The sequence below is a fragment of the Microcoleus sp. MON2_D5 genome (genome assembly GCF_036701905.1).
Classification (GTDB): domain Bacteria; phylum Cyanobacteriota; class Cyanobacteriia; order Cyanobacteriales; family Microcoleaceae; genus Microcoleus.
Map to the genome: position 1 here is coordinate 24972 of NZ_JAUBRM010000049.1, position 11455 is coordinate 36426.

The window sequence follows — 11455 nt, forward strand, 5'->3', positions numbered from 1 at the left end:
CAATTGTTAGCGAGTCTAACGATTGCAAACTCTTACTTGCTCTCGGACGCTTACGGAGACTTAGCAAATACGGTTCGCTTAGCAACTGCAAATTTTCACAGCCGAACTTAGCGAATACGGTTTAGTTAGTGTCAGTTAGCGAGCTTCGAGCTTACTGACACTTAGTAAAGCCTATTCGCTTAGTTCGACTGTGAAAATTCCTTGCAGTTGCTTAGCGAAGCCTATTTGCTCAGTCGGAGTTAGCGTGCGTGAGGCCTTGCACCGTTTCCGACCGCCTCTGTATACTGCCCAATGTAGTGACGGCCCAGCGGCCTGAGCGGCCCCAAACAAATAAAAGCGAAGCAACATTATGGCGAGGAAGTTCGGGGGAGCAATTTCGCATTCATGCAAGAAATCCTCCCCCGAACTTCCGAGGAGTGTCTCCCCCCGAGGGGGCAGGGGGGGCAACGAAACCAAAGCGCAGCAACCTTTTGAATTTCAAGTGCGATCGCTTATGCCAGTGCTGATGTGTTTCCCAAGTGTTTTGGATTGAGGGGGCGACCGTGTAGGATAACCGCTTCGGGCGGTCAAAAAAGTGCGCTCGCGATCGACAACTATGAGGCCCACAGCACCAGGGGCGATCGTTGATGCAGGCATACCGCTCGGTGCATGGATGTACTACCATATCCACCGCTGCTTTGGCTATAATTGTCCTAAAATATCGATGATTGTTCTGCAAATAGCCCACATTTGGGAGATAAAAAAAGGACAAGTTACGCTTTCTCAAACGCTTATTGTGACTGAAAACGAGCTTTTTTCTTCTGTGTCCAAAACTTTCGATTACTACCACATACAAAATAACATCGGTGAAGTTTAGTTTTGGGTATTTGCAGCAACCTGAGGGAGAGCAGGGGAACATCAAGGAAGCTGGTTTGAAGTGTTTGCAGCAAATTGGGGCAGAGCAGGGGAGCATCAATGGAGTTGGTTTGGAGCGTTTGCAGCAAATGGTAGAGCAGCTTAACAAGAGGGCGAACGAGAAATGTTACATCCAAAGCCAGAAACAATTGCGAGCGATCGTACTGAAGCGGGAAAGTTGCAGAGAAAGCTGCTGCGGGCGGGGGGTTTGGTATTCCCAGCAGATAATTGGGATGTACCGATGCTGATGCCCGAATGGCAGGCAACGGGTTTGGAACTTCCCCTGGACGCATGGGGCAGCAAAGCCAAGAAGCGGGGAACTACGGGAACGTTCCATTTTTACCAGGACGATTACAAATTTACGCAACTGCTGTCGAATCCGATGGCATTACCCGCCCTTTATCCCAAGGCAGCCTGCGAATTGAATTTCAGCACCGACCTGAATACGCCCCTGGCTTACCTGATGGGATTGATTTATGCCAAGCGGTGGACGAGTCGGGTTTGGCAATCGGAAGCAGCGATTCGGATTTGGGTGGATGTCAACTTTGCAGCAGAACAAGCCGAGTGGCAGCTACTGGGAGTACCCAAAGGATGGCGGGCATACTCGACTCGGGGCTGCGGCGATAACTTCCAGTACAACCTAGACCAGTGGGAGATGGCGTGCGAGCGGGCCGAGACGAAGGAAATCGTGTTTTTGGTAGTGGGAGGCGGCAAAAAAATCAAGGAACAGTGTACCAAGCGCCATTGGATATGGGCTCCCAGCTTTTGGGAAAGGGCGACGGGTAAATTTGAGGGAGAAGGAGCCGGTAAAGATGGGCGGCAGGAGCAGCGGGGGATGGGGCAACAAGTTTGAGGAAGCGCTTCAGAGGTTAGCGATGCTGGAAGACAACCCGAATACGAAGGGAAAGTACGGCATCAAGCAAGTTAGACCGGGGCGTTGGTCTGTACTTCCTAAAACGTGGAAGGGGGTGACAAATCCATTCGGGCCATAGAAAAGTGAGCCGTGAAACCGGGTTGGGGAGCTACTGTCACTTTAGTCTCGGTGGGTGCGGGTTCTTTGAGAACTTGCTGGATGTAATCAATTCTGGAGTTGAGCAAATCCAACTGTTCTCGGCGCTGCAACGCTTTAGCCGCTTCCTTGAATTCGGGAGACTCCCCCGTTCCCAAATGAACTACAAAGCTGTTGCCCTTTTTACCCGCTAAATCTCGATTGGGAGAACGCAATCGGTAGTACATTCGATGGCTGTTGCTGGGTGAATAATCCTCAATGTAAGCACCTGGGGGCAGTAAAGTTTGAGAATTCAACCGATAACGTTGTTTCTTATAATTGGCAAGCAAGCGTTGAAGTTCCGAAGGTGGAGTATTGTAAGCGGTCAAGACTTTCGAGGGAACCTTGGGGATACCCCAAATGCAGTTTTCTAGACGCACTAAATCGCATCCCAATATTGCTTGCAGGTAAGCTTTTCCCGAGGTGGCGGAGTAGTGCTTTTCAAAGGTGTTCCACTTGGTGATGATGCCATCGTTGAAGCGGGGTGCCGCATCTTTTGCCCTACCCGACAGCAATCCAACTATTAGGTACTTTTGAGCTAAATTCCACGCTCTAACCAACACTTGTTCGCGTTCTGCTAGATCTTCGATTACCGACAGTACGAAATTGAGCATTACCCCATCAGCGGGCAACGGAGTCGAATCGGGGAAGTAATACGGGTCGTAACGGCTGACTACGGGATATCCCATTGCACTCAAGCGTTCTGCATCTTGCCCGTAACCGCAGCCGTAATCGGTGATGGTAGTTTCTGGGGTGATGAATCCAAAGTCAATGGCTCTTTGGCAAGGTCGCGATAACTTATGGCGGTTGATTGCTGCTTTGTGGCGGTGTAGCATTGGGTTGCATTGCGGGTTAATAGATTCGATTCATACAATTGTATCTCCCAGGATGAACCTGGGAGTGCCAGTGAATCAGTTGCGATTCAATTAGTAGGGAATATCATCGGTTGCCCAAGTATCTGTTACCCGATTGCTCACTTCCCAAGAACTAACATCTTTGAGCGTTTGGGGAGTTTTTACAGAGTTGGGAATTACCGATACCTTGACTTCCACGTTGCGCCTTTCCCAAGAACGGCGGTTGTAAGCTTTGAGTTCTTCCAAGTTCATTCCCCACTTTTGGGTAGCGTAACTCACCATTTGTTCTAGAGTAAAGCGCTTATTGTCGGGAGTCCCGAATACTTCTGCAAACTTAGCTTTGTAGGCATCCCAGGAGAAGGTATCACCCTGAGCTAATTTAGATTTCCTGAGCGCTCGCCCTTGCAATTCTCGGATGGCATAGTACACGCTTTCCCACTCTTTCTCACAGTAATCTTTGACGGTAAAGCCATCACCAAAAGCAGCATCAAAGTTGGGAGATTGGGGTTGTTTCACAGTTGGGCGAGCCATATTGTATTTCTGATTCGTTGTTTTCACCATTGCGATAGCCGTTTTGTTGCTGTTTCCTGTACTTTTTTACTGTTTGAGTTTTGGGGAATCGAAGTTACTCAATTCCCCAAAAGTAAGGATTAGCTCTCAGATAAAGCTAAGGGCGGAGATGATGAAAACTCGGGGAGTGCGGGAATGGTCAAAGGGCGATCCGGTTCTAGGGCTTCCCAAGTCCATTTTTTGGTGGCTTGGTCGTAACCTAGGAAATGCTGTTTCCAAGTTTCTAGGGTGGGTTTTGTGTGCGAAGTAACGTAACAGCATGGTGATTTCTTCTTCTCTCCGACTGTTTGGCGATCTACTTCAAACTCGAACACGCACAGGCTCTTAAAAGCTGCATTCTTGGGTTTGGCCGCAATACCGTTTTCGAGGGCGTGGCAGGCTGTAATCTCGGTGCAGAATTGTTGCCAGTGTTTGCTAAAACTGGCTTGATTCGCACCCTTGGCTTTGTAGCTTAAAGGAATTGAATGCAGGGGTTGGTTGTTCGAGTTGACCAAGAAGACTTGGAACAATTGGATGTTGCTAATGCGCTCGTTTTCCTTGCAAGCGCGGTCGTACACACCCAGGATTACCGTCTGCTGCAGTTTTTCACTTTCATCTCGGTCAAAGGCGAGTACGGGTGTCTTGGGGCAGACAATCATCCGGGGTTTCCGTATCAGGATTCCTTGCTCGGTTTGGCCTGAATTAAAGGCGTACTCGATGAGCTGGGATTCGTCGAAATCCTGCCACCCAGCTTGTGCCATCTGATCCACGGTTATGAAGTAGCCACAGTGTTCTAAATTCGATTCCCCCCGCACCGCTTGAATGCGCGGTAAACGAGCTTCGGGGTCAACGAAGTCAGGGCTGGCAAACTCATCGCGCTCTATGGTAGGTTCTACCATTTCGGGAAGGAGCATAGTTTCAGGTTTAATATCAGCATCGGATTGGATAGTAGATTCAGATTGGACATTAGACTCGGATTTCTTAGCCATGATACAGCCTCCTATTTTTCACCCCAGCGAAAGCTCTTTACTTTCACTTTCATCAATCATTAATTATTGATTTTTAGCTTTGAATGGCTGCAAGTTTATAGTTCACAGACTTGCAGTCGAGCTAAGATTATTTGGTATCCCAGAGTTGTTTCAGAGGAGCGAAATAAGGCAGCAGCGCTTCTACTCCTTCACGGGTAGCAACTCGGATAACATCAGCTTGGCTGAAGGGAAAATCTCGTTTAAACGGGTCTTCAAATTCATCAAACTGTCGAGCAAATTCTACTTTCTCAGGATTTTGGGATAAATGTCGGTGCCACAAAGCGATGTAGTATTGAATTCCCCAATCATCGACCGCAAAGCTGGTGCCTTGTTCGTTCGACTTTACGGGTAATCGGCGAGTGCCTATTTGCCACGCTATTTGCGTGCATCCTTGGCGCTTCCAATACCGGGCAGCCGTCCAATTACCGGGTTCTGGGCAGTTTTCAAAACGCTTGGCACATTGATAGTGGTTCTCGATTGAATCAGGAATACCAAAGGCTTTTACAAAGCAGAAAAATGGGCTGTAGCGCTTATCTCCACGGGAATGGCACTGCAATATGCGCTTACCATCCTCAACGCGGTACTCACCCACAAATACTCGATCGTTCATAACTTTTACTTCAACTCAATGAATGTTGTACCCCAGGCGATAGCACTTACCTGGGGCTTTTCTTTCTCCATCTATTCCTGCGCTATTGCAGGTGTGCTGGATGCACCGAAAGCGCTTCAAATTGTTCGCTTTCTGGAATAGAATCCTCAACAAGAACACCGTTGATTTTGATTGTCGGTACGGGCCCTTGGTTGCTTTTCACTTTGCGGTATTCGGAGCGGACAGCTTCCCTCACTTTGTCCTGCAATATGGCGATGCAGCAATCTTCATCTTCTTCGGCATCTATTTGCGCCCACAAGGAGCAAGATAAGTCCACTGAGTTGAAGCCATCCAAGTTAAATTTACGGCTGTAACTTACGGCAATGGTTGTGATGTGCATGGGTTTACTCTATTTGGTAATGGTGCCCCCCAAGCGTTAGCAATTACTTGGGAGTTTTGTTGATTATTGATGCTGTTAGAAATAATCGGATTCAAAATCGCAGGCTTGGGGAGTTTGGGTAATCTTGTCCTCGGTTAGCCATTTGGTTTCTCCGTGTCCGGTGAGTGCTTTGACTCCGTAGTACCAAACTGGTTCAGCCATCAAAGAGCCATGTTGCCACCGGGGGGCGTAGAGTTCGATACCAAAGATGCGCTTTTCTTCCCAATCATCAATGGGTAAATCTGGGGCAATCAGCCATACTTTTTGACCGATGGAATAAATCGGTGTTGGAATAATCCACTCGTCATCCGAGTCTGCTGCAACTTCGAGGCAACATTGCAGCTCGATGGTTTGGGTAGTTAAGGGAATGCGGTAAGGCTTAGGTAGCTGAATCGGTTTGTTGGGTTGAATTAGCATGGCAAATGTTGGCTATTTTCACCCCAAGCGATAGCCACTATTTTAATATTTTATAATTGATTAAAAGTTTAATTAATCAATAACTTAACTTACTTAAATAAAAGAGCTAACGCTTTGGTTGCAAACAACATTAATCAAAGCGATGAACCCCAATCAACCCGGTTGTTATTTAATCCATTGGCAACCCGCTATCGGTAATTTAAGCAACCCCAGAGGTACGGCATCCCACTACTTGGGCAGCACTAAGAAACCCGTGAGCGATCGTTTGAGAGAACACAAGTCTAAAGTGGGAGCGCGAATCACCAAAGCTGCGGTGGAACAAGGGCGGGAGTTGGTGCTGGTAAGGACTTGGCGCGGGGGAGGGCATCGGGAACGGGAACTCAAGAAGCTACACAACAATCCCTTGCTCTGCCCTATCTGCAATCCCCGCCTCGGTTGCAAACGCCGTAAGCGAAAAGATTGCGATGCAGCGGTAGGACAGGATTAGCGATCGTTTGGCGTGTATTAGATGAAGCAACTACGCTGCGTTTCTAAATCTAATACTCCTTACTTGAGAATAAACTGAGTTGACCCTGGCTTACAGGGCATTTGCGAGGGCGCTTTGGAAGTCCGCTACGCCATCCCGGATAAGTTTCTGCGGGCCATCCCGTGCTGATAAAATGGGGAATCTTGGCCACTTCTTGAAGCCATGTTTTGTAGGGAGTGTACTTCCTGAATCCAAAGGGAAAGCGCTCCCTAGATACCCATTTCTTGGCTGCTTTGCCATCTATTTCTTTTTCCATTAACAAGCATTGAGCTTCGTACTCTAGAAGAGCGCTGGCAATCCTATCAATTGCTTTATCTCTCCAAGTCAATCGCTTCATTGCCTAACTCCCCTTTGACTGCACTATGGATGTTTTGTACCCGTGCCGAGGCTTTAATATTGATACTTCCCCGGCATCAATAATTTAATTTTTCTCTAATTGCTGTTGGTGTTTCTTAGACTCTGAGATTCTACGCTGGAGAGTTTCTAATGCCATCATTGCTGTCCAATTACCCCGACTCGCTAGTTGGATGCACTGCTGTATCAATTCTTCGGTGATTTGTTGGTCTAGCCACTGCACTAACTCTACGGTTTGTTGACGTGCTTGGGGATTGGTGTGACCGAACATCTCGAACATTCCCAACTTCTGCATTTGTTCTAGGGTCATATTCTCCAACGCTTTTACGGCTGCTTCAAACTCTTGCTGTGACAAGGCGGGCAACTCTTTCGGATGCTGCTGTAACAGAAAGTAATCGATTTCTTTGTACGCGCCGACATACATTTTATGGTGAACAGTGTCGCATAAAATAGCGTGTTCTGGTGCTTCATCATCGGAACCTAAGTTGTAGGGTTTTAAGTAAATTGCTAGAGCTATGTGTTCGATTAGAGGCGCGTACACGGCGTAGTAACTGAATGTAGCCATTGCTCTGCCGTTGCTCCATGTGGCTTTGCTTCCTTGGTAGTAAAGAGCAAAGTATTGAGTGTTGCTGGCTCCCAGCATTTCAGGCAGCATAGGTGGCAGGCCTACGGGTAATTCTCTGAATTGTGTTCCTACCATGATTCTTCTCCTATTCAAATAAAAACAGCGCTTTTTCCTCCTCTTCATGATTCTTGGCATATTCGATATCTACCTGCTTTCTCAGTAGGTCAAACTCATCAAATAACTCAGTGCGGACATACTTGGTATTTTTGAAACTAGATAGTTTATAATAGGCGCGCTGCCACTGGTCAAAAGAGTTTAATGATGCGGTGTAGTGCAGCAACCAATCGCAGTTGTTCAGGTGCTTAAATCCCCATTGTTCGTTCGTCCATTCGGTATTGGCATCTCTGCTGTGCCAACACAGATACACCGCTCCGGGTAATCCTTTGATCAGCACTATTTCGTAAAGATTCCAGGCTTTTGTGTATTCGTGGCAAAGTTCTTCGTTGATGCACTCACCGCATTCATCCAAGCCCATTTGCGCGCAATCTAACCCTAAATTGCAGTGCATACTATCACCTCTAACTTGCTGTTGTTTTCACCCTAGCGATAGCCTTTTTTTTGAAATTGATTATGTTTTTCATATTAACATACAAGCATGAAGATATCGGTTTGAAATTCACCAATATCTTCATGCTTTCCGGGGGACTATCGCACTCTCAAATGAGTTTCTCGCTCGGCAAAATAAGCGACTTTCTGAGCTTCGATATCTCCTGATTCCAAAGCTTGGCGGATAGCGCCATTATCGGCTGATACTTCAATGCGTTGAAACTGGGGAGGAAGTTCTGCTACTTCACAAGAGAGTTTGAGAGGCAAGACTCCACCATTGTTGCTGATAGTTAAATTGAAGCGATCCAGGCTTAGTTTCTTAACACCGTGAGCTTCAAGACACTTCTTGAGTTGTTGCTTCATCCAATCAACCCGTGCGCTATCGGTAGCTGCTAGTTTACTCAAGCGTTCTGCTTCTGCTTTGCGCTGTTTGCTGATGGCGTGGCGGTTGGTGATGGCAGCGCAGTAATTGTCTATTTTGATGAGCCATTGGTCGTAGGTGCCATCCCGTTGTTCTAAGAGTTCTTGCACCGCTGCTTCTAATTCAGGTGGGATTTCTTCACCTTCGATGCTGTCGATTAGTTCATCAAAATCCTCCAATTGAGCAGTGAGTTGGTGCAATGATTTACCGCGCACTCGTTCTTTTTCTCGGTGAACTTCACAGCGACTGGTGATGAGAGCGCGTTGCTCTGGATTCATGTGCTGCCACGCTTGCTGCACGATTGAGTCGGATTCAGGAGTTTCGGACGTGTCGTGCTGTGCTGTTAGTTGAGCTTTTAGCCTGGTCAGCGCTTCTATTCCCTGCTCTGATGCTGCTAGCAATTGAGCGCAAAGGGCATCCAATAAAGGTGTTTGGGGCCTAGATTCAAGCGATTCAGTGGAAGTAGGAGGTTCCAAGGAGATGGGTGATTGTGTCTTCTTTCTGGGCATAATGCTATTGCTATTATTCTAATTGTTTGCACCCACTGCGATAGCTTTTTTATTTGAGTTTGCTTAGTTATTACTTATTTGTTATTATTTAAAATAAGGGAGTTGCCCCAAGTGCGGACTTGAGGCAGCATTTATTAAAGCATGACAACCACAGTCAGATTAGCCGCTACTAATTGAAATTGAGCTTCGGTCAACCCAATTGTTTCACCATCCTCCGTAGATGCAGCAGCGATTACTTGACCGCAGAGAGCAATCCTTCGGCGGGTAATGCAGGTTAAGGGTAACTCCTTGCATAAAAACTCTTCGTCGCAGATTAAATCGATGTTGGGGTCAATAAATTGATCGCGCACGTATTCTATTAACGCATCCTCCCCTTCGACGCCTACTCGGTTTTGCAGGTCGGCGAGTTGTAACTTTTCTGCCACTTCTAATCGATGGGTTCCGGTGTTGTTAATCAAAGCGTAGAGCATAGCTTACTCCCTATTTTTTGCAACCCAGCGCTAGCTATTTCATTTAAACTATTTGTATATTTGTATTAATATTAATTGGATGCTGCCATGACATTAACAAACCCTGATAACCTGACAATACCCAGGCACAAAGCGGCACTTAAACGCCGTGAATTGAGTTTACCGATAGCTGCTACCGTTGCTGCGGGAATTTTGTTATCCCATCACACGCACCTGGATTATGGATGCGGTCGCGGTGATGATGTGCGCTTCCTTCAAGCAATGGGTTTTCGTTCTCGCGGTTACGACCCTTACTACTTTCCCCGCACTATTAAAAGAGCGGCTGATGTTGTTACGCTGCTTTACGTTTTGAGTACCATTGAAGTTCCCGCGCTTCGGTGTGAAGTGCTCGTCTCTGCTTACGGACTCACCCGCCAAACTTTGGTGGTTAGCGCTATCACCGGGCGATCGAGGAATCATGGCGGTATTGTTTACAACGACGGCGTAATTACGCGGTGGGGTACGTTTGAGAAGTGTTACTCGCACATCGAACTCAAACACCTAATTGAAGATACCCTAGGTGTACCTGCCCGCTATCTGGCTCACAATACCTACATTGTTTCTCACAACTCTTATGCTCTTCCCCTGATTATCCACAGCAGCGATCGCCATTACTTGGAAAAGTGCCGCTCTTTACTTCATTCCCAGCAGCAGGAATTAAAGAATGGTTGGATTCCTCCCGCTGATGCCATCATTGAAAAGCACTTCTCCATCCAGAAGGGCAAGCGCTATTACTATTTCAGGTTGAAGTCTCGTTCTCGCTCTCTTGCCAACGGCAAGCTAACCATGCACTTGGGAACTGCTCAAAGTGAATGCTACCAGAATGCCCTGGAAGCGATGCAACGCAGGGACTTACTCCGCATCAGCGAACGGAGGTTGATTCGGATTGAAGCTATACTTGATGGGATGAGCGAATGAGTTGAGGACGGGGCCGTGACTAAAGTTATTTCGATGAAAGATTGGGTACCGGGTTGGGTGAAAGATTCTTACCTCACTGAAGATGAAATAGCTACCTTTGAAGAAGAATTGCGCCAATCTCAATTAAAACAGGAGGATATCGAAAGTGTTTCGGATAATCAAGCCAGGTTGGTTAGGGAAGCTGTAACCAAGTTAGAATCCATAGACCGAGCTAGTTTAGAGAAATGGCTACACCGCATTCCCACTGAAATGTTAGTTGAATTAGTTGAGAAATCAAAACACTAAGAAAAATCAACCAAATAGCTTACGCATTGTGTGCAAACAAATAGTGATGTAAGGATTAGAAAAGATACAGCGCGGTTAGGATTGACGGCAAAAGCCAAGACTACCGAATCGTTCATTGAGTTAGAAGTTTCTCATGTTAGTTTTATTTAACGACTAAAAGTATACACCAAAGCTTGATAATAGAGCCTGGTGTATACTCGCGTTCTACAAAGTAATCAGGAAGTTGCTATCAGTTTCCATGAGAGCGCCATAGTATACACCAAGGCTTCTGATAGAGTTTGGTGTATACTGCTTGTTTGCCAAGTAGCAAAAGAGTGACTATCCACTTCATCCGTCGCATCGTAGCATACACTGGGACCATCTCATATTTGTAAAAACACTTACTCTGGCTCCTTCCTTCTTCCTCCTTCCTCCTTCCTTCTTCCTTCTTCCTTCTTCCTTCTTCCTCCTTCCTTCTTCCTCTTTCCTCCTGACTCCTGACTCCTGACTTCTGGCTCTCCAATTTTGGCCTTGGCTGCTTTCATTGAGATGCTCCCCATAAACCCAGCATTCCTGCTGCCATCCATTCAAGACGAGTCACCCGCGCTTCGAGATTACCCTTGCCTTTAAAATAGCCATTTTGGAATCCTGCTAAGCCACCGCACATCATGGTGATCGTTAGTAACTCTACCTCATCCAAGCTTCACTACCCACACATTCATGGTTAGGCGATCGGGCTAGAACAAGGGGTCTTACCCCGCATTGTACCCCGATCGCTATTGGATTCCTATGCTCTGTATGGGTTTGACCAGAAACCACATCAGCCGTCCAGGCGATCGAGGCAAAGTAGGGGGTCTTACCCCTTATTATGGTGCGATCGCCTTCTAATTCCCTTGTGGTATATGGGTATGAGTAGAAGCGATCAAGGTGATCAGGGCGATCGCCAACTCCTCACCTTTTTTATT

At 46.9% G+C, this 11455-nt stretch carries 18 protein-coding genes; 4 read left to right on the plus strand and 14 right to left on the minus strand.

Going from position 1 to position 11455, the window contains the following annotated elements; all coding sequences use genetic code 11:
* Positions 1–477: 477 nt before the first annotated feature.
* On the minus strand, positions 478–636 hold the full coding sequence (locus tag QUA47_RS18735) for a hypothetical protein (protein ID WP_333431833.1): 159 nt from the start codon (positions 634–636) through the stop codon (positions 478–480).
* Positions 637–1018: 382 nt separating this feature from the next.
* Here QUA47_RS18735 and QUA47_RS18740 point away from each other — a divergent pair, with 382 nt between their 5' ends.
* Entirely contained in the window at positions 1019–1747 is a 729-nt protein-coding gene (locus QUA47_RS18740) for a DUF4417 domain-containing protein (RefSeq protein WP_333431834.1), read from the plus strand.
* Between the two features lie 98 nt (positions 1748–1845).
* Here the strand turns inward: QUA47_RS18740 and QUA47_RS18745 are convergent, their stop codons facing one another.
* The 6 genes from QUA47_RS18745 to QUA47_RS18770 form a co-directional block, all read right to left on the minus strand.
* Positions 1846–2778 (minus strand): DNA phosphorothioation-associated putative methyltransferase, encoded by a 933-nt coding sequence (locus tag QUA47_RS18745; protein ID WP_333431835.1) that lies wholly within the window; start codon positions 2776–2778, stop codon positions 1846–1848.
* Between the two features lie 90 nt (positions 2779–2868).
* Entirely contained in the window at positions 2869–3327 is a 459-nt protein-coding gene (locus tag QUA47_RS18750; RefSeq protein WP_333431836.1) for a hypothetical protein, read from the minus strand.
* Between the two features lie 119 nt (positions 3328–3446).
* Positions 3447–4334 (minus strand): DUF5895 domain-containing protein, encoded by an 888-nt coding sequence (locus QUA47_RS18755; RefSeq protein WP_333431837.1) that lies wholly within the window; start codon positions 4332–4334, stop codon positions 3447–3449.
* Between the two features lie 127 nt (positions 4335–4461).
* Complete coding sequence (locus QUA47_RS18760; protein WP_333431838.1) at positions 4462–4983, minus strand: hypothetical protein; 522 nt, start codon at positions 4981–4983, stop codon at positions 4462–4464.
* Positions 4984–5065: 82 nt separating this feature from the next.
* A complete protein-coding gene (locus QUA47_RS18765) occupies positions 5066–5362 on the minus strand; it encodes a hypothetical protein (protein WP_333431839.1) in 297 nt (98 codons plus the stop codon).
* A 75-nt stretch (positions 5363–5437) separates the two neighbouring features.
* Positions 5438–5818, minus strand: coding sequence for a hypothetical protein (locus tag QUA47_RS18770; RefSeq protein ID WP_333431840.1), 381 nt, complete (start codon positions 5816–5818; stop codon positions 5438–5440).
* Positions 5819–5936: 118 nt separating this feature from the next.
* Here QUA47_RS18770 and QUA47_RS18775 point away from each other — a divergent pair, with 118 nt between their 5' ends.
* On the plus strand, positions 5937–6305 hold the full coding sequence (locus QUA47_RS18775) for a hypothetical protein (RefSeq protein ID WP_333431841.1): 369 nt from the start codon (positions 5937–5939) through the stop codon (positions 6303–6305).
* Between the two features lie 49 nt (positions 6306–6354).
* Here the strand turns inward: QUA47_RS18775 and QUA47_RS18780 are convergent, their stop codons facing one another.
* The 5 genes from QUA47_RS18780 to QUA47_RS18800 form a co-directional block, all read right to left on the minus strand.
* Complete coding sequence (locus tag QUA47_RS18780) at positions 6355–6681, minus strand: hypothetical protein (protein WP_333431842.1); 327 nt, start codon at positions 6679–6681, stop codon at positions 6355–6357.
* An 84-nt stretch (positions 6682–6765) separates the two neighbouring features.
* Positions 6766–7398 (minus strand): hypothetical protein, encoded by a 633-nt coding sequence (locus QUA47_RS18785; protein ID WP_333431843.1) that lies wholly within the window; start codon positions 7396–7398, stop codon positions 6766–6768.
* A gap of 10 nt (positions 7399–7408) precedes the next feature.
* Entirely contained in the window at positions 7409–7831 is a 423-nt protein-coding gene (locus QUA47_RS18790) for a hypothetical protein (RefSeq protein WP_333431844.1), read from the minus strand.
* A 137-nt stretch (positions 7832–7968) separates the two neighbouring features.
* Positions 7969–8799 carry a siphovirus Gp157 family protein gene (locus tag QUA47_RS18795; RefSeq protein ID WP_333431845.1) on the minus strand — a complete coding sequence of 277 codons (831 nt, stop codon included), beginning with the start codon at positions 8797–8799 and terminating at the stop codon, positions 7969–7971.
* Positions 8800–8933: 134 nt separating this feature from the next.
* Positions 8934–9269, minus strand: coding sequence for a DUF3846 domain-containing protein (locus tag QUA47_RS18800; protein ID WP_333431846.1), 336 nt, complete (start codon positions 9267–9269; stop codon positions 8934–8936).
* An 87-nt stretch (positions 9270–9356) separates the two neighbouring features.
* Here QUA47_RS18800 and QUA47_RS18805 point away from each other — a divergent pair, with 87 nt between their 5' ends.
* Together QUA47_RS18805 and QUA47_RS18810 are read left to right on the plus strand one after the other, a co-directional pair.
* Positions 9357–10226: a DNA phosphorothioation-associated putative methyltransferase gene (locus QUA47_RS18805; protein ID WP_333431847.1), complete on the plus strand. Its 870-nt coding sequence runs from the start codon at positions 9357–9359 to the stop codon at positions 10224–10226.
* Between the two features lie 15 nt (positions 10227–10241).
* The gene (locus QUA47_RS18810; RefSeq protein WP_333431848.1) at positions 10242–10511 is read left to right on the plus strand and encodes a hypothetical protein; all 270 of its coding nucleotides are present in this window, start codon (positions 10242–10244) and stop codon (positions 10509–10511) included.
* Positions 10512–10891: 380 nt separating this feature from the next.
* Here QUA47_RS18810 and QUA47_RS18815 read toward each other — a convergent pair whose 3' ends face one another.
* Together QUA47_RS18815 and QUA47_RS18820 are read right to left on the minus strand one after the other, a co-directional pair.
* On the minus strand, positions 10892–11035 hold the full coding sequence (locus QUA47_RS18815; protein WP_333431849.1) for a hypothetical protein: 144 nt from the start codon (positions 11033–11035) through the stop codon (positions 10892–10894).
* Positions 11032–11190, minus strand: coding sequence for a hypothetical protein (locus QUA47_RS18820; RefSeq protein WP_333431850.1), 159 nt, complete (start codon positions 11188–11190; stop codon positions 11032–11034). The genes QUA47_RS18815 and QUA47_RS18820 overlap by 4 nt, the downstream gene beginning before the upstream one ends.
* Between the last annotated feature and the right edge of the window lie 265 nt (positions 11191–11455).

Coding starts and splice junctions, on each gene's coding strand:
- QUA47_RS18815 (WP_333431849.1), bottom strand. CDS start 11,035: ATGAAAGCAGCCAAGGCCAAAATTGGAGAGCCAGAAGTCAGGAGTCAG.
- QUA47_RS18745 (WP_333431835.1), bottom strand. CDS start 2,778: ATGCTACACCGCCACAAAGCAGCAATCAACCGCCATAAGTTATCGCGA.
- QUA47_RS18735 (WP_333431833.1), bottom strand. CDS start 636: ATGCCTGCATCAACGATCGCCCCTGGTGCTGTGGGCCTCATAGTTGTC.
- QUA47_RS18790 (WP_333431844.1), bottom strand. CDS start 7,831: ATGCACTGCAATTTAGGGTTAGATTGCGCGCAAATGGGCTTGGATGAA.
- QUA47_RS18740 (WP_333431834.1), top strand. CDS start 1,019: ATGTTACATCCAAAGCCAGAAACAATTGCGAGCGATCGTACTGAAGCG.
- QUA47_RS18750 (WP_333431836.1), bottom strand. CDS start 3,327: ATGGCTCGCCCAACTGTGAAACAACCCCAATCTCCCAACTTTGATGCT.
- QUA47_RS18770 (WP_333431840.1), bottom strand. CDS start 5,818: ATGCTAATTCAACCCAACAAACCGATTCAGCTACCTAAGCCTTACCGC.
- QUA47_RS18760 (WP_333431838.1), bottom strand. CDS start 4,983: ATGAACGATCGAGTATTTGTGGGTGAGTACCGCGTTGAGGATGGTAAG.
- QUA47_RS18805 (WP_333431847.1), top strand. CDS start 9,357: ATGACATTAACAAACCCTGATAACCTGACAATACCCAGGCACAAAGCG.
- QUA47_RS18780 (WP_333431842.1), bottom strand. CDS start 6,681: ATGAAGCGATTGACTTGGAGAGATAAAGCAATTGATAGGATTGCCAGC.
- QUA47_RS18785 (WP_333431843.1), bottom strand. CDS start 7,398: ATGGTAGGAACACAATTCAGAGAATTACCCGTAGGCCTGCCACCTATG.
- QUA47_RS18755 (WP_333431837.1), bottom strand. CDS start 4,334: ATGGCTAAGAAATCCGAGTCTAATGTCCAATCTGAATCTACTATCCAA.
- QUA47_RS18765 (WP_333431839.1), bottom strand. CDS start 5,362: ATGCACATCACAACCATTGCCGTAAGTTACAGCCGTAAATTTAACTTG.
- QUA47_RS18795 (WP_333431845.1), bottom strand. CDS start 8,799: ATGCCCAGAAAGAAGACACAATCACCCATCTCCTTGGAACCTCCTACT.
- QUA47_RS18800 (WP_333431846.1), bottom strand. CDS start 9,269: ATGCTCTACGCTTTGATTAACAACACCGGAACCCATCGATTAGAAGTG.